The organism is Fictibacillus nanhaiensis, assembly GCF_036213205.1.
GTDB classification, from domain to species: Bacteria; Bacillota; Bacilli; order Bacillales; family Fictibacillaceae; genus Fictibacillus; species Fictibacillus nanhaiensis_E.
Window position 1 is genome coordinate 343,666 of the sequence record NZ_JARMFC010000006.1, and the last position, 21,971, is coordinate 365,636.

Below are 21,971 nucleotides of genomic sequence, written 5' to 3' on the forward strand. Positions count from 1 at the left end.
GTACATAAAGTTAAAATTATTGTCGATGTAAAATAAGTTTGCAAACCCTTTCATAGTGAGCTATGATAAACATGTGAAAAATATTGCATGTTATAATGGAAAGGTGGGTTAATTGTTGCAAAGGATCATATTGCTGACAGCACAAGAAGAATCTGAACTGGTTCAACTGGTTAATCAATCTGAACTTTTTGAACTTGTAGCTATTTTGCAAGGATCTCTTCAATCGTTGCCGGCCAGTTTGGATAACAATCCAATAATTACATATTCTTCGGCGCCAAATGAAGAGATAGACGTTATTGTTTATTCGGATTCTCTTAAAGAAAGCGCAGATTGGTTATATGAGAATAAGTATCCTACGTCAGGGAAATTGACTACTTCTCAATTTCGATTTCTGTTATCCATTCCTAACCACACAAATAATAAAAAAGATTTCGGGCATCTGCAGCAGCTCAAAACCATATTAGACAACACACACGATGGCATGATCGTGATTGATCATGATCTAACAATCACTATTTTTAACAAGAGTGCTGAAAAAATGACAGGTTTATCGAAAGAGCAAGCTGTTGGAAAGTCTATTCTAGAAGTAATGCCTAACAGCCAGCTTCCGCGAGTAATGGATTCAGGCATAGAAGAAGTGAACCAAGAACAGATTTTAGCTAATGGTACGAAAATCTATACAACGCGCACTCCTATCCTCAATAATGAAGGACGAAAGCTGGGTGCATTTGCCGTCTTTAAAGATATAACTGAAATTGTTGATCTGGCAGAGGAAGTAACGAATTTAAAAAGCATACAAACGATGTTAAGATCCATCATTCAATCTTCCGAAGAAGCTATTTCCGTTGTTGATGAAGAAGGAAAAGGCATTATGATCAACCCTGCATACACAAAGCTCACAGGTTACACAGCAGAGCAAGTGATCGGAAAACCTGCAACAACTGATATATCTGAGGGTGAAAGTATTCATATGCAGGTTCTAAAAACACGAAAGCCTGTGAGAGGTGCTCGATTAAGAGTTGGGCCAAACCGGAAAGATGTAATCGTAAACGTTGCCCCTGTTATCGTAGATGGCCTATTAAAAGGCAGTGTAGGTGTTATCCACGATGTTTCAGAAATTAAAGGACTTACAGAAGAATTGAACAGAGCAAGACAGATCATTCGTACACTTGAAGCAAAATATTCCTTTGAAGATATTATCGGTACGTCAGAAGAGATGAATTTTGCGATCGATCAGGCTAAGCTTGCGGCTTCTACTCCAGCTACTGTTCTGCTTCGCGGTGAATCTGGAACAGGGAAAGAGCTTTTTGCTCATGCGATACATAATGCAAGTAGCAGAAAGTTTAACAAGTTTATACGTGTCAACTGTGCAGCGCTATCTGAATCTTTGTTAGAGAGCGAACTGTTTGGTTATGAAGAAGGAGCTTTTTCGGGTGCATTAAGAGGCGGTAAAAGAGGGCTTTTTGAAGAATCGAACGGTGGGAGTATTTTTTTAGATGAAGTGGGAGAGTTGTCGCAGAACACACAAGCTAAACTGTTGCGCGTGTTGCAAGAAAATGAAATCAGACGTGTTGGTGGCACAAAAGCGATTCCGATCAATGTGCGTGTTATCGCCGCAACCAATGTTAACCTTGAAAAAATGATCGCTGATGGCACGTTCAGGCAGGATTTGTACTACAGATTGAACAGGATGCCAATTTATATTCCGCCATTAAGAGCAAGAAACAATGATATTTTACTTTTAGCTTATCACCTTCTGCAAAAGTTAAATCAAGATTATGGGAGAAACATTGACTTTATCAATAAGGATGCCGAAGCTTTTTTATTAGCCTATCATTGGCCGGGAAATGTTAGAGAGCTTGAAAACGTTCTAGGTAGAGCGATCATCCATATGAGTCATACTGATACACAGATCAATCGAAGTCATATTTCGCTGCTATCTTTAGAACCACCAAAAAAAGAGAATGTTCATCTGCAAGATATGCCCGATGAGTCTGATGTTGAAAAGACTTTGGCTGAGCAAATGGATGCGGTTGAAAAGCGTATTTTAACAGAAGCTATAGAGAGGTTTCGCGGCAATAAAACGAAAACAGCTAAATCATTAGGTATTTCACTTAGAAATTTTTATTATAAATTAGAAAAATATGATCTTGATGAAAAACTGCGCAAATAATTTCATGCAAATTCTTGCAATGTATTTGCAGTTTACTGCATAGTTGAAATATAATTACTACATTTTTAGCATGTTAAATAGTTGGCATGAAAATTGCATAGATAATTAGGCGGTTAACAAGGGGGGATAGCATGCGTTTACAAAACTTGGTGAGCCAAGCCAAACATCAACAAGAGAAACCAGTCATCGCAGTGGCAGAAGCTGGGGATCAGGAGGTTTTGGAAAGCATACTGAAATCATATAAAGAGGGGCTCGCCCATTTTATTCTGTTTGGAAACGGCAACAAAATTTCTGACTGGTTAGAAAGAAATGCAGATATTCCGTTGGATGGAATAAAAGTTGTAGCTACCGATACATCTTCAGCTGCATTAATGGCGGTAAAAGCTGTCCATGATGAAGACGCTGATATTTTGATGAAAGGGCTTATCTCAACTTCTGCTCTTTTAAAAGCAGTCTTAAATAAAGAATTTGGTCTGCGTACAGGCAAAGTGTTATCTCATGTTGCTGCATTCGAAGTAGAAGGTTTTGAAAAGTTGATCTTCATCACAGATGCTGCCATGAACATAGAGCCTGACCTTAATCAAAAAGTACAGATTCTACAAAATGCTATTGATTTTGCGGCTAAAACTGGAGTGAAGGTTCCTAAAGCGGCTGTGCTTGCAGCTGTAGAGAACGTTAATCCTGCTATGCAAGCCACATTGGATGCAGCGAGTCTAACTGTTATGAATCTTAGGGATCAAATTACAGGCGGTATCGTTGAAGGTCCATTGGCTTTAGATAATGCAATTTCGAAGGAAGCTGCAGCTCATAAAGGGATTACAGGAAGTGTTGCAGGTGATGCAGACATCCTTCTCGTTCCAAATATTGAAACGGGAAATGTACTGTATAAATCGCTGATCTATTTTGCTCGTGCGAAAGTTGGAGCTGTGATCTGTGGTGCTAAAGCGCCGATCGTTTTAACATCCCGAGCTGATTCAGCAGAAAGTAAATATTATTCTATCGCTTTAGCTGTAAACTCAGTCATCACTGATAATTAAATCTTAGGAGGAAAACACTATGGAAATTTTTAAATATATGGAAACTTACGATTATGAGCAAATGGTGATCTGCCAAGATAAACAATCTGGTCTAAAAGCAATTATCTGTATTCACGATACGACACTTGGTCCTGCACTAGGCGGAACAAGAATGTGGACATACGAGACTGAAGATGCAGCGATTGAAGATGCACTTAGACTTGCTAAAGGCATGACTTATAAGAACGCAGCTGCAGGTTTGAATCTTGGAGGCGGAAAAACAGTAATCATTGGTGACCCTAAGAAAGACAAAAACGAAGAAATGTTCCGTGCGTTCGGTCGTTATATTCAAGGACTTAATGGACGTTATATTACAGCAGAAGATGTTGGTACAACGGTTGAAGACATGGATCTTATCTATCAAGAAACACAATTCGTAACAGGTGTATCACCTGCTTTCGGTTCAAGTGGAAATCCATCACCAGTAACAGCTTACGGTGTATACCGCGGTATGAAAGCTGCAGCAATGGAAGCGTTTGGAACAGATTCTCTAGAAGGAAAAGTGATCGCTGTTCAAGGTGTTGGACATGTTGCTTACACACTATGTAAACACCTTCACGAAGAAGGTGCATCATTGATCGTTACAGATATCAATAAAGAAGCTGTTCAACGTGCAGTTGAAGATTTTGGCGCAAAAGCAGTAGAAATTGATGAGATTTACAGCGTAGATTGCGATATCTTTGCTCCATGTGCACTAGGAGCTATTATTAACGACGATACGATTCCACAGATCAAAGCTAAAGTTATTGCAGGAGCTGCTAACAACCAACTGAAAGAAACACGTCACGGTGATGCGATTCATGAGATGGGAATCGTTTATGCACCTGACTATGTAATCAACGCTGGTGGAGTAATCAATGTAGCGGATGAGCTTAACGGCTATAACCGTGATCGTGCTATGAAAAAAGTAGAAACGATTTATGACAACATCGCGAGTGTTATTGAGATTTCAAAGCGTGATAACATTCCAACATATCTTGCTGCTGATCGTCTTGCAGAAGAGCGTATCGAACGCATGAGAATGTCTAGAAGTCAGTTCTTATTAAATGAAAGACATATCCTGTCAAACCGATCTCGTTAAGAGTTCGTATCAATGGAGGTTTGAAACGTGCATCAAAAAGAATATCGCATACTAGTGATCAATCCGGGGTCAACCTCTACTAAGATTGGAATTTTCGATAACGAACGGCCAGTATTTGAAAAAACGATTCGTCACGATACAGAAACCATCCATTCGTTTGATTCTGTTATTGATCAGTACACTTTTAGAAAAGAAACGATCTTAGAAGCCTTAGATCACGAAGGCATCAATATTTCAAAGCTGAGTTGTGTAGTCGGCCGCGGTGGTTTGTTAAGACCGATCGAAGGTGGAACTTACAGCGTCAATGAACCGATGCTTAAGGATCTGAAAAATGGTTACGCTGGTGAACACGCTTCGAATTTAGGTGGAATCCTGGCATTTGAAATAGCAGAAGGTCTGAACATTCCATCTTTTATCGTAGATCCGGTTGTAGTCGATGAGATGGATGAGATCGCAAGAATTTCAGGTGTCCCTGAAATGGAAAGAAAGAGTATTTTTCACGCGTTGAATCAAAAGGCTGTTGCGCGACGTGTTGCGAAACAGTTGAATAAATCTTATGACGCTCTTCGTCTTATTGTCGTTCACATGGGCGGAGGGATCACGGTAGGTGTCCACAAGGATGGCAGAGTGATCGATGTAAACAACGGACTACATGGAGAGGGACCGTTCTCTCCTGAGCGTGCAGGCACTGTTCCGATAGGTGACTTGGTATCACTCTGCTTCTCTGGCGAATATTACGCAGAAGAAGTAATGAAGAAGCTTGTTGGGCAAGGTGGTCTTGTTGCTTACCTGGGAACAAACGATGCAAGGACCGTTGAGGAAAGAATCGAGAACGGTGATAAAAAAGCAGAGCTTATCTATGACGCGATGGCTTATCAAGTCGCTAAAGAGATCGGATCAGCAAGTACCGTTCTCTATGGACAAGTTGATGCGATCATCTTAACAGGCGGTCTTGCTTTTGGAAAAGAATTTGTTAAGAAGATAACAGACCGCGTTGAGTGGATTTCAGATTGTATCATTCAGCCGGGAGAGAATGAGCTTCAAGCGTTAGCAGAAGGTGGCCTTCGTGTATTACGAGAAGAAGAAACAGCAAAGATTTATCCGGGAGGAAAAACGATTGCTAGAGTGTCACTGGATTAACTAACAGCAAAAGGAGATATGAGCGATGTCAAAAGACTTTGATTTGGTCATATTGGGCGGAGGGACTGGCGGCTATGTAGCTGCCATCCGAGCTGCTCAATTAGGAAAAACCGTTGCGGTTGTTGAAAAAGGAAAGCTTGGGGGTACTTGCTTACATAGAGGTTGTATACCAAGTAAAGCTTTATTAAGAAGTGCTGAAGTTTACAAAACAGCTAAAAAAGCTGCAGACTTTGGTGTTGATATAGAAGGACTAGGCTTGAACTTTTCAAAGATGCAAGAACGTAAGCAATCAATTGTTAATCAACTGCACATGGGTGTACAAAGTTTGATGAAAAAAGGAAAGATCGAAGTCTATGAAGGAATCGGTCGTATTCTAGGACCTTCCATCTTTTCTCCGATGCCAGGTACGATATCCGTTGAGTTTAATGATGGTACTGAAAATGAAATTCTTATCCCGCAGAACGTAATTATTGCAACAGGTTCTAGACCGCGTTCATTACCAGGATTAGAGATCGACGGTACTCATGTTATGTCTAGTGATGAAGCACTCCAGATGGAGAATTTGCCATCATCAATCATCATCGTTGGCGGGGGAGTAATCGGGATTGAATGGGCGTCTATGCTCAATGATCTTGGAGTGGAAGTAACGGTTCTAGAATATGCTGATAGAATCGTACCGACAGAAGACGAAGAGATTTCGAAAGAAGCAGCACGCGTTCTTAAGAAAAAAGGCATCAAGCTCGTAACGAGTGCAAAAGTCCTTCCTGATACTTTAGAAAAAGGCGAAGGCGTAATGATCTCGGCTGAACATAAAGGCGAGACAAAACAATTTAATGCTGATAAGATGCTCGTTTCTGTAGGACGCATGGCGAACTCAGAAGGTATCGGTTTAGAAAACACTATCATTAAAGTTGAAAACGGATACATTCAGACGAATGAATATTTCCAAACCGCAGAGAGTCACATTTATGCGATTGGTGATGTAATCGGGGGTCTTCAGCTTGCGCATGTAGCTTCGCATGAGGGGATTACAGCCGTAGAACACCTCTCTAACCTGAATCCTGAGCCGATCAACTACGATAATATTTCGAAATGTATCTATTCAAGTCCAGAGATGGCAAGTGTCGGTCTTACTGAGAAACAGGCAAAAGATCAAGGCTTTAACGTAAAAGTCGGAAAGTTTCCTTTTAAAGCGATAGGAAAAGCTCTTGTATATGGTGAAAGTGATGGGTTTGTTAAGATCGTAGCAAATAAAGATAACGATGATCTTTTAGGCGTTCATATGATCGGACCTCACGTAACGGATATGATCTCTGAAGCTGGCTTAGCGAAAGTTTTAGATGCAACTCCGTGGGAGATGGGTCATACCATCCATCCACATCCATCTCTATCAGAAGTATTTGGTGAAGCAGCGTTGGCTGTTGAAGGAAAAGCGATCCATTTCTAAGGAGGTAAAACAAATGGCAGAATTACGTCACGAACAATTAGGCTTAACCAATGAAGATGTAATCCATATGTATAGAACGATGTTATTAGCAAGAAAAATTGATGAGCGTATGTGGTTATTAAACCGCGCTGGAAAGATTCCTTTCGTTATCTCGTGTCAAGGTCAAGAAGCAGCACAAGTTGGTGCAGCGATGGCTCTAGATAATGAGAAAGATTTTGTGTTGCCGTACTACCGAGACATGGGTGTTGTTTTACAGTTTGGTATGACAGCGAGAGATCTTATGCTTTCTGGTTTTGCCAAAGCGGAAGATCCTAACAGCGGCGGTCGCCAGATGCCAGGGCATTTTGGTTCTAAAAAGCTTCGCATCGTAACAGGTTCTTCGCCTGTTACAACTCAGGTTCCTCATGCTGTAGGAATCGCACTTGGTGGAAGAATGGAAGGGAAAGACCTCGTAACGTTCACAACGTTTGGTGAAGGATCTTCAAACCAGGGAGATTTCCATGAGGGAGCAAACTTTGCTTCTGTTCATAAACTTCCTGTTATCTTTATGTGTGAGAACAACAAATACGCAATCTCGGTTCCAATCTCTAAACAGCTAGCTTGTGTGAACGTTTCTGACCGTGCGATCGGTTATGGTATGCCAGGCGTAACAGTGGATGGGAATGACCCACTAGCTGTTTATGAAGCTGTAAAAGAAGCTGCTGATCGCGGTCGACGTGGTGAAGGTCCTACTTTAGTTGAGACAGTAGCGTATCGTTTAACGCCTCACTCATCAGATGATGATGATCGTGCGTATAGAACTCGTGAAGAGGTAGAAGAAGCGAAAGCAAAAGATCCGATTCATACGTTTGCTGCTTACTTAAAAGAGAATGGTATCTTAACAGAAGAAATAGAAAAACAGATCTTAGACGAAATTCAAAAAGAAGTGGACGAAGCTACAGAATATGCAGAGAACGCAAAATATGCTAATCCTGAAAGCGCACTTCTTCATGTATACGCAGAGTAAAGGGGGAAAACGAGATGCCGGTAATTTCATATATTGATGCTGTAACACAAGCGATTCGCGAAGAGATGCAACGTGATAAGCGAGTATTTGTAGTAGGTGAAGATGTTGGTGTACGCGGAGGAGTTTTCCGTGCGACGACTGGGTTGATCGAAGAGTTTGGAGAAGAGAGAGTTATCGATGCTCCACTCGCAGAGTCTGCTATTGCAGGAGTAGGTATCGGTGCGGCCATGTATGGAATGCGTCCGATTGCAGAAATGCAGTTTGCTGACTTTATCATGCCAGCAGTTAACCAGATTGTTTCTGAAGCTGCTAAGATCCGCTACCGTTCGAACAATGATTGGACGTGCCCGATTACGATTCGTGCTCCATATGGCGGTGGAGTACATGGTGCGCTTTATCACTCACAATCTGTTGAAGCGCTATTCGCAAACGTACCAGGCTTAAAAATTGTTATGCCTTCTACGCCTTATGATGTAAAAGGACTATTGAAGTCTGCGATCCGTGATGAAGATCCTGTTCTTTTCTTTGAGCATAAACGTGCTTACCGACTGATCAAAGGTGAAGTGCCGAGTGAAGAATATACACTGCCTATCGGAAAAGCGGATGTGAAGCGTGAAGGTGAAGATATTACCGTTATTACATACGGATTATGTGTACACTTTGCCCTTCAAGCGGCTGAAAAGCTTGAAAAAGACGGAATTTCAGCTCATATTCTTGATCTTCGTACTGTGTATCCGTTGGATAAGGAAGCGATCATTGAAGCAGCTTCCAAAACAGGTAAAGTGCTTCTTGTAACTGAAGACAACAAGGAAGGAAGCATCATGAGCGAAGTTTCAGCCATCATCGCGGAAAATTGCTTGTTCGAATTAGATGCTCCTGTTCAACGTCTAGCTGGACCAGATGTACCGGCGATGCCATATGCACCAACGATGGAAAAGCATTTTATGGTTAATCCTGACAAAGTAGAAAAAGCCATGAGAGATCTTGCGGCATTTTAACAATAGGAGGGGACTTTAATGGCTACAGAAAAAATTACTATGCCCCAATTAGGGGAAAGTGTAACAGAAGGTACGATCAGTAAATGGCTCGTTCAGCCGGGTGATACGGTAAAAAAATACGATCCATTGGCTGAAGTGATGACAGATAAAGTTAACGCAGAAGTTCCATCATCTTTTTCTGGAACGATAAAAGAACTGGTTGCTGGCGAAGGAGATACACTTTCAGTTGGCGAGTTGATCTGCTATATCGAAACAGAAGGAGAAAGCGGAGGAAGTGCACCAGCATCTTCAACAGAAGACAAGCCTGCTGAAACAGCATCTTCTTCAACATCACAGAGTTCGAATTCTGCTAAGCCTGCACCGAACGTCGATCGAGTGGCGAGAGGACGTTTTTCACCAGCAGTAGTACGAATGGCATCTGAACATGGCATCGATCTAGACCAAGTAGAGGGATCAGGACAAAGCGGAAGAATCACTCGAAAAGATCTTCAAAAGATCATTGATTCCGGTCAGATTCCTACGAAAGAAAACAAGCCAGCTAGAGAAGTTGTTTCTGAAGCACCTGCTTCTTCTCAAGAAACGGCTCAACCTCAACAACCAGCGCCAGCATTAAAGCCGGTCTCTATAGACACAATGCCTGGTGATATTGAGATTCCGGTATCAGGTATCCGTAAAGCGATCGCTCAAAACATGGTCCGCTCAAAGCACGAAGCACCTCATGCATGGACGATGGTTGAAGTGGATGTAACGAACTTAGTAGAATATCGTAATTCTGTAAAAGGTGATTTTAAAACAAAAGAAGGGTATAACCTTACGTTCTTGCCTTTCTTTATCAAGGCTGTTGTAGAATCACTAAAAGAATTCCCGCAGATCAATTCGATGTGGGCAGGAGATAAGATAATCCAGAAAAAGGACATCAATATCTCAATCGCTGTTGCAACAGATGATGCACTGTACGTTCCTGTCATCAAACATGCTGATGAAAAGTCTATTAAAGGAATCGCACGCGATGTTAAAGAACTAGCTGATAAAGTAAGAACGAATAAATTAGCTGGTGACGACATGAAAGGCGGTACATTCACCGTAAATAACACAGGTTCTTTTGGATCTGTGATGTCAACGCCGATCATCAACTATCCGCAAGCTGCTATCTTGTCTGTAGAATCAATCGTTAAGCGTCCGGTTGTGATGAACAATGGTATGATCGCAGTGCGTGATATGGTTAATCTTTGTCTTTCTCTTGATCATCGTGTTCTTGATGGTCTCGTATGCGGACGCTTCTTAGCTTCAGTAAAAGCACGTTTAGAGAGCATGACAAAAGAAAACACATCCATTTATTAAAAAATGTTTTTTTCAGGTTTATGCGGGTTTTATTGCGGGTAGAGATAACTATCAACACCTCCAAACCCCATAACCCCCTAAGAAAAGTGCCGTACATGTTACGGCATTTTTCTTTTTTATATGTCCAAAATTGAGTACAATAAGAATGAAAGGAGCTGATTACGAATGAATTTTCAATTTAATCTTTTTAATGATGTAGTAGAAACGGCTCGTAAAGAAATGGTAGAGGCTGGCTATACGCAGCTATTCAAACCAGAAGATGTTGAAGAAGCTTTTAAAAAAGAAGGTACAACACTTGTAATGATTAATTCCGTTTGTGGCTGTGCTGGAGGAATCGCACGCCCTTCGGCTTCATATTCGGTAAAACAAGACGTTCGCCCGGACCATCTTGTTACGGTATTTGCCGGACAAGATAAAGAAGCAACAGAGACAGCGCGGTCTTATTTTACAGGCTATCCACCATCATCCCCTTCATTTGCTCTATTGAAGGATGGAGAGATTCAAATGATGGTCGAACGTCATGAGATCGAAGGCCACGAACCGATGGAAGTTGTAAACAAGCTAAGAAGTGCTTTTGAAACGTATTGTAAGTAGGAATATGAAGTATGTATGAACGAAAACTGGCTCGAAATTGAGCCAGTTTTTTTATTGCTCATAAAATGTGGGTAAAGCATAGGGTTTATGAGCGATTCTAGAGATTAGTGAGCGATTCCAAGGATTTATGCTCAATTCCAAAGATTTATCAAAGATCATAGAAATCAACGCTCACCATCCACAATAACTCACTCTTAATCCAATCCAAGCTCTTTTTTAACAGCCCAAACATGAGACGTATGAAATAGTAGTTCTTCAGCTTGATCAATACTCATCCACACTAACTCATGATCTTGATCTAGGGGATCATTTGCATACTCCCCAAAAGAACCTGTATAAAAATACCCATCATTCATCAGATATTCACCTTGTCTCGTTTTAAAATATTGCTTTGCATTTCCCACAAATTGTTCCATCTGAAAAGTAAATCCTGTTTCCTCGATACATTCTCTTTTCAAACAAACTACATGATCCTCGCCAGTTTCTATACCACCACCTGGTAAGAATCCTTTGCCGTTCTGAACCATGACGGCTATATTCTTATTTTCATCCAAAACTACAGCATACACTGCTTCTCGCATTCGATATATAACATCTTCCATCACTTCACCAAATCGCAAGTCAATCAACCACCTTACCTGAATGTATATAAATACATTCAGAATTATTAAAATACTTAATTTTGTATGTTTATGTGTTAATATTCATTTTAACGAATAAATATAAATGTTTTGTACAGGGGGATCAACAAATGAGAAGAAATCTATTTAGTATTTATTTTATCATAGTACTTGCGTTGTTAGCGGGATGTGGAGCAGTCGAAGAAAAGAGTTCTACAAGCACTGGGAGCGATTCGTCAGAGAAGACGTTAGTGATGGCTACTTCTGCTGATTATCCTCCATATGAATATGTGGAAACAGCAAAAGGTGGAGAGATCGTAGGCTTTGATATTGATGTTGCGAATCACATCGCAAAAAAATTAGGATACAAGGTTGAGATAAAGGACATGGACTTTAACGGGTTGATTCCTGCATTAGACAGCGGCAAAGCTGACTTCGTAATCGCGGGTATGACACCTAATGAAGAACGTAAAAAGACAGTAGATTTTTCAGATGAATATTATGCAGCTCAACAATTAATCGTTACTAAAGACAAATCCATTAAAAGGGTGGCAGATCTTGAAGGCAAAACAATTGGAGTTCAATTGGCTTCCATTCAAGAAAAAGAAGCAGATAAATTGTTAAAGGACCATAACTTCAAAGTTGTTCAGCGTAACAAAGTAACAGAATTGGTTCAAGAAATGAAATCAAACCGAGTTGATGCAGCGATTATTGAGGATGCTGTTGCTTACGAATTTTTAAAGAAAAATAAAGACCTTTCCTCGTTCGCACTTCCGAACACAGATGCTGCAGGATCGGCAATCGCTTTTCCTAAGGATAGTGAGCTAACAAAAGAGTTTAATGCGGAACTTCAGAAGATGAAAGAAGACGGTACATTGGACAAGCTTGTTGAAAAGTGGTTCGGTGTTAAAAAATAGAGAAAGAGAGTGGTAGGCATGAACTTGGATTTTGCCCAGCTCGTGCCTTCTATTCCGTATATCTTATACGGAATATGGGTTACGTTGCAGTTCGTGGCGGTATCGTTAGTACTTGGATTTATATGGGGGACCGTACTCTCCCTTTTTAAAATAGGTAAGATCACAATCTTAAGATGGTTTGCTGATGCATATACCTCGGTCTTTAGAGGAACGCCGTTAATTTTGCAAATGCTATTGATCTATTATGCAGTACCTCAGCTAACTGGAGTAGATATAGGCGCTTTTTCGGCAGGGGTTCTAACGTTTGCTCTTAATTCGGCCGCTTATATTTCAGAGATTATTCGTGCCGGTATCAATGCGGTCGACAAGGGACAGAAAGAAGCTGCGATGGCATTAGGTGTTCCGTATCGGACAATGATGTTGAAGATCATTCTGCCACAAGCCTTTAAGAATATTTTACCGGCATTAATGAACGAATTTATTACACTAACAAAAGAATCAGCGATCGTCTCTGTTATCGGTGCACTTGATATTATGAGACGAGCTCAAATCGTTGGCGCGAGCAACTATCGCTTTTTTGAACCATTATTACTAGCGGGTCTTGTTTATTATCTGTTAGTAATGATGTTGACATTGGCTGGTCGAGTTATGGAGAGGAGGCTTGCGAAGAGTGATTGATGTTCAAGGGTTGAAAAAGAGTTTCGGAAATAATGAAGTGTTAAGAGGAATATCAACTTCGATTAAAAAAGGCGAAGTTATCGCTGTGATCGGGCCTTCGGGATCAGGTAAGTCCACTTTTCTTCGTTGTTTGAATCTATTAGAGATACACGATGAAGGATCGATTAAGATAGAAGGTAAAGACATAAACGAGATGGAATTACATCTTCGTAAAAAGGTAGGAATGGTATTTCAACATTTCAATCTGTTTCCACATCTCACAGTTTTAGAAAACGTTACATTCGCTCCGTTGCAAGTATTAAAGATCTCGAAAAGCGAAGCTGAAAAGGAAGCTTTAGATCTTCTTAAAACAGTTGGGCTGAGTGATAAAGCGAACAGTTATCCTTCTAACCTTTCTGGCGGACAAAAGCAGCGTGTGGCCATAGCGAGAGCACTCGCTATGAAACCTGAAGTTATGCTTTTTGATGAACCGACTTCTGCTCTAGATCCAGAGATGGTAAAAGAGGTGCTACAAGTGATGAAGAACCTCGTCAAATTAGGCATGACGATGGTTATAGTGACACATGAGATGGGCTTTGCAAAAGAAGTTGCTGATCGCGTTCTGTTCATGGATGACGGGAAATTAGTAGAAGATCAAGAACCAGCTATTTTCTTTGAAAATCCGAAAACAGATCGAGCTAAAGCTTTCTTAGAAAAAGTGCTATAATGCTTAAAAAAGGACTTCTTAGCTGAAGTCCTTTTTCGTTTCTGAATTTCTTTGAAGTATGGAAAAATAGTACAAGTTGCAGAACGAGATGGGAAAGAAGGCATTCATTTTATGAAATTTACAATTGGCTATCGAACTTTAAAGACTGCAATCGGAGCAGGAATTGCTATCGCCTTAGCAGAGTGGCTAGGATTAGACTTTTATACGTCAGCCGGTATTCTAACTATTCTTTGTATTAAGATAACAAAAAAGAAATCGATCATCTCTTCATGGGAAAGATTTGCCGCTTGTATACTTGGAATAGGATTTGCGAGTGCGATCTTCTCACTGATCGGATATCATCCTTATGCTCTAACCATTCTTTTAATTCTTTTTATTCCAACACTCGTATCACTAAATTTGAAAGAAGGAATTATCACATCGTCAGTTATCATCCTACATTTATACACCCTTCAACAGATCACATGGGAAATCGTGCTGAACGAATTTAGCATCATCGTTATCGGTATAGGTATGGGACTGATCATGAATCTCTATATGCCTTCAGTAGAAAAAATACTGTTAAACATGCAAAGGGAACTCGAAAAAAGATACAAAGTTATCTTTCATGAATTTCATTTGTATTTAGCTCATGATAAACACGAATGGGACGGAAAAGAGATCACAGAATGTGCAGATCTAATCTCAAACGCGAAAAGCATTGCCTTTCGTGACATTGAAAATCATTTTCTACGCTATGAAAACCAGTATTATCACTACTTTAAGATGAGAGAAAAACAGTTTGAGATCATTCAACGAATGCTACCCATCATTTCTTCCATTGATAAGACATATGTTCAGTGTGAAAAACTAGGAAGCTTCTTCGAGCGCCTAAGCGCTGCTGTTCACCCAGGAAATACAGCCGTTTTGTTCTTAGATGATCTAGAAAACATGAGACAAGAATTCCGGGAGATGCATCTGCCAAAAGACAGAGACGAATTCGAAACACGTTCAAAGCTCTATCAGTTACTTCAAGACATCGAGGATTACTTGATCATCAAAAGTAAATTTAAGAAGTAGACCTAAAGTTTTTTGATTGCAATATTTTCATTTTTGTTTCACTTTCAAGATTAAACCTTGTCAATTTTATTTACTTCTCTTCATTGAAAAGTCGATCGGAGTTTAAGGTGCGAGACTCCTGGGGGATCAGCGTGCCTTCTGCTTGAATAATCATCTCGTAAGGCATGCGACGAGGAAGATCACTTCGGTAGCATTGCTAGTAGACGCAGGAGCAGATATGCTTCTAAGAATACATAAGAGGCTCACCGCACGCCCCCCGGAAAGCGAGCACCTGAAACGGAGATCGACTACCCTCATCTGGCTAAAAGAAAAAAACCAACAAAGCAACTCATGACTTCCCCTGCATTTACAAATACTAAGTAAAAAATGACAGGGTGATGAAAATGGGAAAACTCAAGTTAGCTTTTATCTTGTTATTTTCACCAATATGGCCGATCGGAGACGCACATGCTTTAGGAGATCCTTATTTAATCATTAACAAAACATCCAACAGACTTGCATACGTTGAAGATGGGGCCATTAAAGAAATCTATAAAGTAGCAACAGGAAAGTCAAAGGAACTAACACCAGAAGGCGAGTTTACAATCACCGTAAAAGCAGTTGATCCTTATTTTCGAAAAAAGGATATACCAGGTGGCGATAAAACGAATCCACTCGGCACACGATGGATCGGTTTTGATGCAAACGGAACGGACGGTCGCACCTTCGGAATACATGGAAATAATAATCCATCTGCCATTGGAAGATATGTTACGGCCGGGTGCATTCGTATGTATGAAAAAGATGTTCAGAGACTCTACAGCAAATTAAAGATAGGCACAAAGGTAAAAGTGATACACTCCCAAAAAAGTTTTGATGAAATCATAAAACAGTAACGTAAAACCCCCAGTCCATAGAGGACTGGGGGTTAACTATTTTATAAGAAAAAAGCGACTCCTGTTAAAAGACTGCTTAGAACGAGACAGATGATCATAACATACACAATCGTTTTTATAAGTTTTTGATTCAAAGCCATTACCCTCCTATAAACATTTCCATCTTAATTGTATCGTGTTTGGAAAGCAGAAACAAGAAATCCTAAAAGACCAATCTGCAAATTTAGTCGAAAATTTGCGCTTACAAGCAGGAAAAAGCGCTTACAAAACGAAAGATATTATGTTGAGACTATTTTGTTTGTTAAACAGGAGGCTTCTAATGGATAAACAACAGCGTATAAAAGAGTGGCAAGAAAAGACCGAACAATCAATGAATAGATTTCCAGAACGAAAAGAGAGATTTCATACTTCATCTGATATAGAGGTTGAAAGGCTGTATGGTACAGAGGCAGAGCATTATCCGATGGAATCATTAGGACTTCCCGGAGAATATCCTTACACACGTGGTTCTCAATCCACCATGTATCGTGCAAGGTTCTGGACGATGAGACAATATGCAGGGTTTGGTTCTGCTGAAGAAACAAACAAGCGTTTTCGCTATTTGCTGGATCAGGGGCAAACCGGGCTTTCTGTAGCATTCGATCTTCCTACACAGATCGGGTATGACTCTGATCACTCGATGTCACGGGGGGAAGTAGGAAAAGTGGGGGTAGCCATTGACTCCATCGAAGACATGGAAGCACTTTTAAAAGACATTCCGCTCGATAAGGTAAGTACTTCGATGACGATCAACGCACCCGCCTCTGTCCTGCTCGCTATGTATATCGCTGTTGCTGAGAAGCAGGGAGTAGGTCCAGAAAAACTATCAGGAACGATACAGAATGATATTTTAAAAGAATACATCGCACGTGGTACATATATTTTCCCTCCAAAGCCTTCCATGCGATTGATCACAGATATCTTCGGCTATTGTCAGGAATTTGTGCCAAAGTGGAATACGATCAGCATCTCTGGCTATCACATTCGAGAAGCTGGGGCGAATGCCGCACAAGAACTTGCTTTTACGATCGCAAATGGACTCGCATATGTAGATGCTGCGATAGAAGCAGGGTTAAATATTGATGACTTTGCTCCACGGTTAGCTTTTTTCTTCAATGCTCATAATCAGTTCTTTGAGGAAGTTGCGAAGTTCAGAGCAGCTCGTAGAATGTGGGCTAAACTTATGAAAGAACACTATGGAGCTAAGAATCCGAAGTCATGGCAGCTGCGTTTTCATACCCAAACAGGAGGCTCGACCCTAACTGCGCAGCAACCGGATAACAATATCGTACGTGTTACAACGCAAGCACTATCAGCCGTCCTAGGAGGAACGCAGAGTCTTCATACGAACTCACGAGATGAAGCACTTGCACTTCCTACAGAAGATTCGGCTCGAATCGCTCTTCGTACGCAGCAGATCTTAGCGCATGAAACAGGTGTAGCTGATACGGTTGATCCACTTGCGGGTTCTTATTACGTAGAACATCTAACAGATGAGCTAGAACGAAAAGCAAATGAATACATTGAAAAAATCAATCAGATGGGTGGCGCGGTTGCAGCTGTTGAACAAGGGTATATGCAGCGCGAGATTCACCATACGTCCTATGAAACACAGAAAAAGATCGAGAATGGCCAAGAAATCATCGTCGGTATGAATAAATTTAGTATTGAAAATGAACCTCAGCCAGAACTATTAAGAGTTGATCCGACTTTAGGAGAGAAACAGAAAGAAAAGCTACAAGCACTGAAAGCAAAGAGAGATCAGAACCGAGTGAGCGCTCAGTTGGATTCATTACGTGCTGCAGCTAAAGGTGATGATAACTTAATGCCGATCATTGTTGAGTGCGTGAAATCATATTGTACGATCGGAGAAATATGCGGTGTGCTTCGAGAAGAATTTGGAGAGTACACAGGCGTCTAAAAATAGAGAGGAGTGGAGAAACGATGAAGAAAACAATTCGTGTACTAATTGCAAAACCAGGACTCGACGGACATGACCGAGGAGCTCTTGTTGTTTCTCAAGCATTAAGAGATTATGGAATGGAAGTCATTTATACGGGGTTAAGACAAACACCCGAGCAAATTGCGGCTGCTGCTGTCCAAGAAGATGTGGATGCGATCGGCTTATCTTGTCTGTCAGGCGCACATAACGAACTTTTTCCAGAAGTGATGAGGCTTCTTCATGAAAAAGGAGCAGATGATATCATCGTTGTCGGTGGAGGTGTAATTCCATGGGAAGACATTCCGTTCTTAGAGTCCAAGGGGATACAAAAAGTATTCACGCCAGGAACTCCGACGATCGAAACAGCTAAGTTTATTGAACAAGCAGTCTATAAACGTGATGGGATCGCAAAAACGGTGTTAACAGGAGTGACGCCAGAACGGATCGATCATATTGGAATCGCTGTTAAATCACTAGATGAAGCACTTCCATTCTATGTCAATGTTCTAGGTCTTACGCTTGAAGCGATCGAGGAAGTTCCTTCACAAAAAGTGAAAGTGGCTTTCATAAAAATCGGTGAGACAAGGCTAGAACTGCTTGAAGCACTAACTGCAGAAAGTCCTGTTGCACAGTTTATTGACAAGCGTGGGCAAGGTGTACATCACGTTGCTCTTGGCGTTACAAACATACAAGACCGCATTGATGAGATGAAATCAAACGGGATCAAGATGATCCATGACGTTGCTGTACCAGGCGCAGGTGGTGCGTCAGTTGCCTTTATGCATCCTTCTTCCACTCACAAGGTGTTGTTTGAGCTTTGTGAGAAGACGAAAAGTAAGGAGGAAATAAAATAATGGACATCTATGACAAGATTAATGAACTTTATGAAAAGAAGACAGAGATTGAATTAGGCGGCGGTGATGACCGCATCGATAAGCAGCATGAACGTGGAAAGTTAACGGCACGAGAACGAATCGATCTTTTACTTGACGAAGGTACGTTTGTTGAACTAAACCCTTTCATGGAGCATCGTTCACATGATTTTGGCCTTTCTGGAATGAAAGCGCCGGGAGAAGGTGTAGTGACTGGCTACGGAAAGATTCATGGTCGTCCCATCTATTTATTTGCTCAAGATTTTACGGTATTTGGTGGCGCTCTTGGAGAGATGCACGCGAAAAAGATCGCTGCGGTTATGGATCTTGCAGCTAAGAACGGAACTCCTTTTATCGGGTTGAACGATTCAGGAGGTGCTCGTATACAAGAAGGAGTCATGTCTCTTGATGGGTATGGACACATCTTTTATCGAAACAGCATCTATTCTGGCGTGATTCCTCAAATCTCCGTCATTATGGGACCTTGTGCTGGGGGAGCGGTGTATTCTCCAGTGATTACTGATTTTGTGTTTATGGTAGAAAAAACCAGCCAGATGTTTATCACAGGACCAAAAGTAATCGAAACGGTTACAGGGGAAAAGATTTCTTCTGAGGATCTAGGTGGTGCTGAAGTTCATGGATCTAAGAGTGGGAACGCACATTTTACTGCACCATCGGAATCAGAAGTGTTAGAAGATGTTAGACGTTTAATCTCATACCTTCCGCAGAATAATAAAGAGAGAACGCCTGTATTACCTTGGGGAGATGAAGAGGATGATCGCCCTGAACTCACAGAGATCATTCCATTTGATTCAACACGCCCCTATGATGTAAGAACAGTTATTCAAGAAGTAGTGGATAAAGACTCATTCATGGAAGTTCATGCTCAATTTGCAAGAAATATAGTTGTAGGTTTTGCAAGGATAAAGGGTGAAGTGATAGGATTAGTATGTAATCAGCCAAAAGTCATGGCTGGAGGACTAGACATTGATTCTTCAGATAAAGCATCGCGTTTTATCCGTTTATGTGACTCTTTCAATATTCCAATCATCACGTTTGAGGATGTAACAGGATTCTTTCCTGGCGTAAAACAAGAACATGGTGGCATTATTCGTCATGGAGCAAAAATTCTTTATGCATACTCAGAAGCGACGGTTCCAAAGATAACGATTATTCTTCGAAAAGCATATGGCGGTGCATACGTCGCTTTAAATAGTAAATCTATTGGAGCAGATTTAGTATTTGCATGGCCGAATGCAGAGATCGCTGTTATGGGACCACAGGGAGCTGCGAATATCATCTTTGCTAAAGAGATCGAACGAAGCGAAGATTCTGAAGCGACGAGAGCCGCTAAGATTGAAGAATATCGTACGAAGTTTGCTAACCCATACATCGCTGCTGCAAACGGGATGGTAGATGATGTGATCGACCCAAGAGAAACAAGGATCAAGTGTATTCAGGCGCTTGACATGCTGCGCAACAAGAGTGAAGACAGACCTTACAAAAAGCATGGAAATATACCACTATAAGAAGCGAGGGAATACATAAATGGTAAATGCAGACCGTTTGTTAAACGAATTTTTAGAGCTTGTTCAAATTGATTCAGAGACTAGACATGAAAAAGAGATTTCAATCGTTCTTAAAAAGAAATTTGAAGAACTTGGTGTTGAAGTTTATGAGGATGATGCTGAATTAACGACAGAGCACGCAGCAGGAAATTTAATCTGTACGTTAAAAGGAAATAAAGAAGGCGTTGACACAATTTATTTCACTTCTCATATGGATACAGTAACTCCTGGTAACGGAATCAAACCTTCTATAAAAGACGGTTATGTCGTAACGGATGGTACTACGATTCTTGGAGCGGATGACAAAGCAGGTCTTGCTGCTATGTTTGAAGCAATTAAAGTGCTAAAAGAAAAAAATATCTCACATGGTGATATTCAATTTATCATTACGGTCGGAGAGGAATCTGGACTAGTCGGCGCAAAGGCAATGGATGCGTCAAAAATCACAGCTAAATACGGTTTTGCTCTAGATAGTGACGGCCCTGTTGGAGACATTATTGTAGCGGCTCCTACCCAGGCAAAAGTTCGAGCGAAGATCTATGGAAAATCTGCACATGCTGGTGTGGCTCCAGAAAAGGGAGTATCAGCTATAACGATTGCAGCTAAAGCGATCGCTCGCATGCCACTTGGCAGAATTGACGAAGAAACTACGGCAAACATCGGTCATTTTCATGGTGGAGGAACAGGAGAGCAAACTAATATCGTATGTGACACTGTTTTTGTACTAGCTGAAGCGCGTTCATTGATCAACGAGAAGATGGAAGTTCAAACAGCAAAAATGAAAGAAGCTTATGAATCAGCTGCTGCAGAATTAGGCGGTCGTGCAGAAGTGGAGATCGAAGTGATGTATCCTGGATTCAAGTTTGGTGAAGGTGATCATGTTGTTGAAGTTGCTAAAAAAGCAGCGGAGAAGATCGGACGACCTCACAGACTTCTTCATAGTGGTGGTGGTAGTGATGCGAACATTATCGCTGGTCACGGCATACCGACCGTAAACCTAGCTGTAGGTTATGAAGAAATCCACACAACGAATGAAAGAATGCCGATCGAGGAATTGACGAAGACTGCAGAAATGGTACTTGCGGTAATCGGAATAACAGCAGGCGAATAAGAAATATGACGAAACTTGGCGGATTTTCGCCAAGTTTTTATTGTTTAATAGGCCTTGTTGCCTGTTTTTGTTGCTCTTTAAAACAAAATGTCGCAAAAAGTTGACAGTCACTTTATGATTTATGTAAGATGTTTTTATCATAGAAATGAAAATATTGGTAATTCAAAAGAATCTTATTTCGGGGGAGGAAATGGGATGAGTCAACTATCTGACATGCATATGATGGTGAATTACATGCGTGGCGTTTATAAAGTTTTAGAAGAAGATTGGCAGAAAGCAGCGAAAGCCATTGGATTAACTCAGGCCGAGCAACATATTTTATGGATCGTTTCACTAGAAGAAGATATTACGATCTCTAAGATCGCTTATTACGGATTGTGGGATGTATCTACAGTTATGCAAGTGATCAAACGCCTAAAAGATAAAGGTTATGTGAGATTAGAAAAAAAGAACGATGACCGTCGAATATCTTATGTTTATTTAACAGATGAAGGATTGGTAAAACATAAGGAGTCTACGAGCTTCAACTGCCAAATCTATGGTTTCCTTCAAAAATGGATGGAAGATGAAAGTAAAAAGGACTTCTATCGAGATCTTATTCAATTACATAAAGATTTAAACAAGCATTTTCATGGTGAAGAGTTTGTTGAATGGGTAGAGGATACTGGAAAGCGGCTTCACAAGACAAGGTAGATAACCTTGTCTTTTTCTTTTGCTTGGACATCTTT

The 21,971-nt window shown here is 40.8% G+C and carries 21 protein-coding genes; 19 read left to right on the top strand and 2 right to left on the bottom strand.

Going from position 1 to position 21,971, the window contains the following annotated elements:
• The first annotated feature begins 112 nt into the window (after positions 1–112).
• From P4V41_RS08760 to P4V41_RS08800, 9 genes are all read left to right on the top strand, one after another.
• The gene (locus tag P4V41_RS08760; protein ID WP_419181295.1) at positions 113–2,173 is read left to right on the top strand and encodes a sigma 54-interacting transcriptional regulator; all 2,061 of its coding nucleotides are present in this window, start codon (positions 113–115) and stop codon (positions 2,171–2,173) included.
• Between the two features lie 131 nt (positions 2,174–2,304).
• Positions 2,305–3,210 carry a phosphate butyryltransferase gene (yqiS, locus tag P4V41_RS08765; protein WP_328084467.1) on the top strand — a complete coding sequence of 302 codons (906 nt, stop codon included), beginning with the start codon at positions 2,305–2,307 and terminating at the stop codon, positions 3,208–3,210.
• A gap of 19 nt (positions 3,211–3,229) precedes the next feature.
• Positions 3,230–4,330 carry a branched-chain amino acid dehydrogenase gene (gene bcd, locus P4V41_RS08770; protein ID WP_137788943.1) on the top strand — a complete coding sequence of 367 codons (1,101 nt, stop codon included), beginning with the start codon at positions 3,230–3,232 and terminating at the stop codon, positions 4,328–4,330.
• A 27-nt stretch (positions 4,331–4,357) separates the two neighbouring features.
• Positions 4,358–5,470, top strand: coding sequence for a butyrate kinase (gene buk / locus P4V41_RS08775; protein ID WP_328084468.1), 1,113 nt, complete (start codon positions 4,358–4,360; stop codon positions 5,468–5,470).
• Positions 5,471–5,495: 25 nt separating this feature from the next.
• Positions 5,496–6,917, top strand: coding sequence for a dihydrolipoyl dehydrogenase (gene lpdA / locus P4V41_RS08780; RefSeq protein WP_328084470.1), 1,422 nt, complete (start codon positions 5,496–5,498; stop codon positions 6,915–6,917).
• Positions 6,918–6,930: 13 nt separating this feature from the next.
• Positions 6,931–7,923 (top strand): thiamine pyrophosphate-dependent dehydrogenase E1 component subunit alpha, encoded by a 993-nt coding sequence (locus P4V41_RS08785; RefSeq protein ID WP_328084471.1) that lies wholly within the window; start codon positions 6,931–6,933, stop codon positions 7,921–7,923.
• A gap of 14 nt (positions 7,924–7,937) precedes the next feature.
• Positions 7,938–8,921: an alpha-ketoacid dehydrogenase subunit beta gene (locus tag P4V41_RS08790; protein ID WP_066395978.1), complete on the top strand. Its 984-nt coding sequence runs from the start codon at positions 7,938–7,940 to the stop codon at positions 8,919–8,921.
• Positions 8,922–8,939: 18 nt separating this feature from the next.
• On the top strand, positions 8,940–10,262 hold the full coding sequence (locus P4V41_RS08795) for a dihydrolipoamide acetyltransferase family protein (RefSeq protein ID WP_328084472.1): 1,323 nt from the start codon (positions 8,940–8,942) through the stop codon (positions 10,260–10,262).
• A 165-nt stretch (positions 10,263–10,427) separates the two neighbouring features.
• Positions 10,428–10,856: a BrxA/BrxB family bacilliredoxin gene (locus P4V41_RS08800; RefSeq protein WP_144699187.1), complete on the top strand. Its 429-nt coding sequence runs from the start codon at positions 10,428–10,430 to the stop codon at positions 10,854–10,856.
• Positions 10,857–11,050: 194 nt separating this feature from the next.
• Here the strand turns inward: P4V41_RS08800 and P4V41_RS08805 are convergent, their stop codons facing one another.
• The gene (locus P4V41_RS08805; RefSeq protein WP_328084473.1) at positions 11,051–11,476 is read right to left on the bottom strand and encodes an NUDIX domain-containing protein; all 426 of its coding nucleotides are present in this window, start codon (positions 11,474–11,476) and stop codon (positions 11,051–11,053) included.
• A 131-nt stretch (positions 11,477–11,607) separates the two neighbouring features.
• Here P4V41_RS08805 and P4V41_RS08810 point away from each other — a divergent pair, with 131 nt between their 5' ends.
• The 5 genes from P4V41_RS08810 (at position 11,608) to P4V41_RS08830 (ending at position 15,711) form a co-directional block, all read left to right on the top strand.
• Positions 11,608–12,393 carry a transporter substrate-binding domain-containing protein gene (locus P4V41_RS08810; RefSeq protein ID WP_328084474.1) on the top strand — a complete coding sequence of 262 codons (786 nt, stop codon included), beginning with the start codon at positions 11,608–11,610 and terminating at the stop codon, positions 12,391–12,393.
• A gap of 18 nt (positions 12,394–12,411) precedes the next feature.
• A complete protein-coding gene (locus P4V41_RS08815) occupies positions 12,412–13,071 on the top strand; it encodes an amino acid ABC transporter permease (RefSeq protein ID WP_328084475.1) in 660 nt (219 codons plus the stop codon).
• Positions 13,064–13,777 carry an amino acid ABC transporter ATP-binding protein gene (locus tag P4V41_RS08820; protein WP_328084748.1) on the top strand — a complete coding sequence of 238 codons (714 nt, stop codon included), beginning with the start codon at positions 13,064–13,066 and terminating at the stop codon, positions 13,775–13,777. Before P4V41_RS08815 ends, P4V41_RS08820 begins: the two co-directional genes overlap by 8 nt.
• 111 nt (positions 13,778–13,888) lie before the next feature.
• Complete coding sequence (locus tag P4V41_RS08825; RefSeq protein ID WP_328084476.1) at positions 13,889–14,836, top strand: aromatic acid exporter family protein; 948 nt, start codon at positions 13,889–13,891, stop codon at positions 14,834–14,836.
• 383 nt (positions 14,837–15,219) lie between these two features.
• Positions 15,220–15,711 (top strand): L,D-transpeptidase, encoded by a 492-nt coding sequence (locus P4V41_RS08830; RefSeq protein WP_328084477.1) that lies wholly within the window; start codon positions 15,220–15,222, stop codon positions 15,709–15,711.
• A gap of 41 nt (positions 15,712–15,752) precedes the next feature.
• On the opposite strand, the gene prli42 is transcribed toward P4V41_RS08830, so the two are convergent.
• Positions 15,753–15,845 (bottom strand): stressosome-associated protein Prli42, encoded by a 93-nt coding sequence (gene prli42, locus P4V41_RS08835; protein ID WP_197130929.1) that lies wholly within the window; start codon positions 15,843–15,845, stop codon positions 15,753–15,755.
• A 185-nt stretch (positions 15,846–16,030) separates the two neighbouring features.
• On the opposite strand from prli42, the gene P4V41_RS08840 reads away from it, so the two are divergent.
• From P4V41_RS08840 to P4V41_RS08860, 5 genes are all read left to right on the top strand, one after another.
• Positions 16,031–17,671, top strand: a complete 1,641-nt coding sequence (locus tag P4V41_RS08840) for a methylmalonyl-CoA mutase family protein (protein ID WP_328084478.1) — start codon at positions 16,031–16,033, stop codon at positions 17,669–17,671.
• 23 nt (positions 17,672–17,694) lie between these two features.
• Complete coding sequence (gene mce, locus P4V41_RS08845; protein WP_328084479.1) at positions 17,695–18,546, top strand: methylmalonyl-CoA epimerase; 852 nt, start codon at positions 17,695–17,697, stop codon at positions 18,544–18,546.
• On the top strand, positions 18,546–20,093 hold the full coding sequence (locus P4V41_RS08850) for an acyl-CoA carboxylase subunit beta (protein ID WP_328084480.1): 1,548 nt from the start codon (positions 18,546–18,548) through the stop codon (positions 20,091–20,093). Before mce ends, P4V41_RS08850 begins: the two co-directional genes overlap by 1 nt.
• Before the next feature lie 19 nt (positions 20,094–20,112).
• Positions 20,113–21,243 carry a M20/M25/M40 family metallo-hydrolase gene (locus tag P4V41_RS08855; RefSeq protein WP_328084481.1) on the top strand — a complete coding sequence of 377 codons (1,131 nt, stop codon included), beginning with the start codon at positions 20,113–20,115 and terminating at the stop codon, positions 21,241–21,243.
• A 195-nt stretch (positions 21,244–21,438) separates the two neighbouring features.
• Positions 21,439–21,936, top strand: coding sequence for a MarR family transcriptional regulator (locus tag P4V41_RS08860; RefSeq protein ID WP_328084482.1), 498 nt, complete (start codon positions 21,439–21,441; stop codon positions 21,934–21,936).
• The last annotated feature ends 35 nt before the right edge of the window (positions 21,937–21,971 follow it).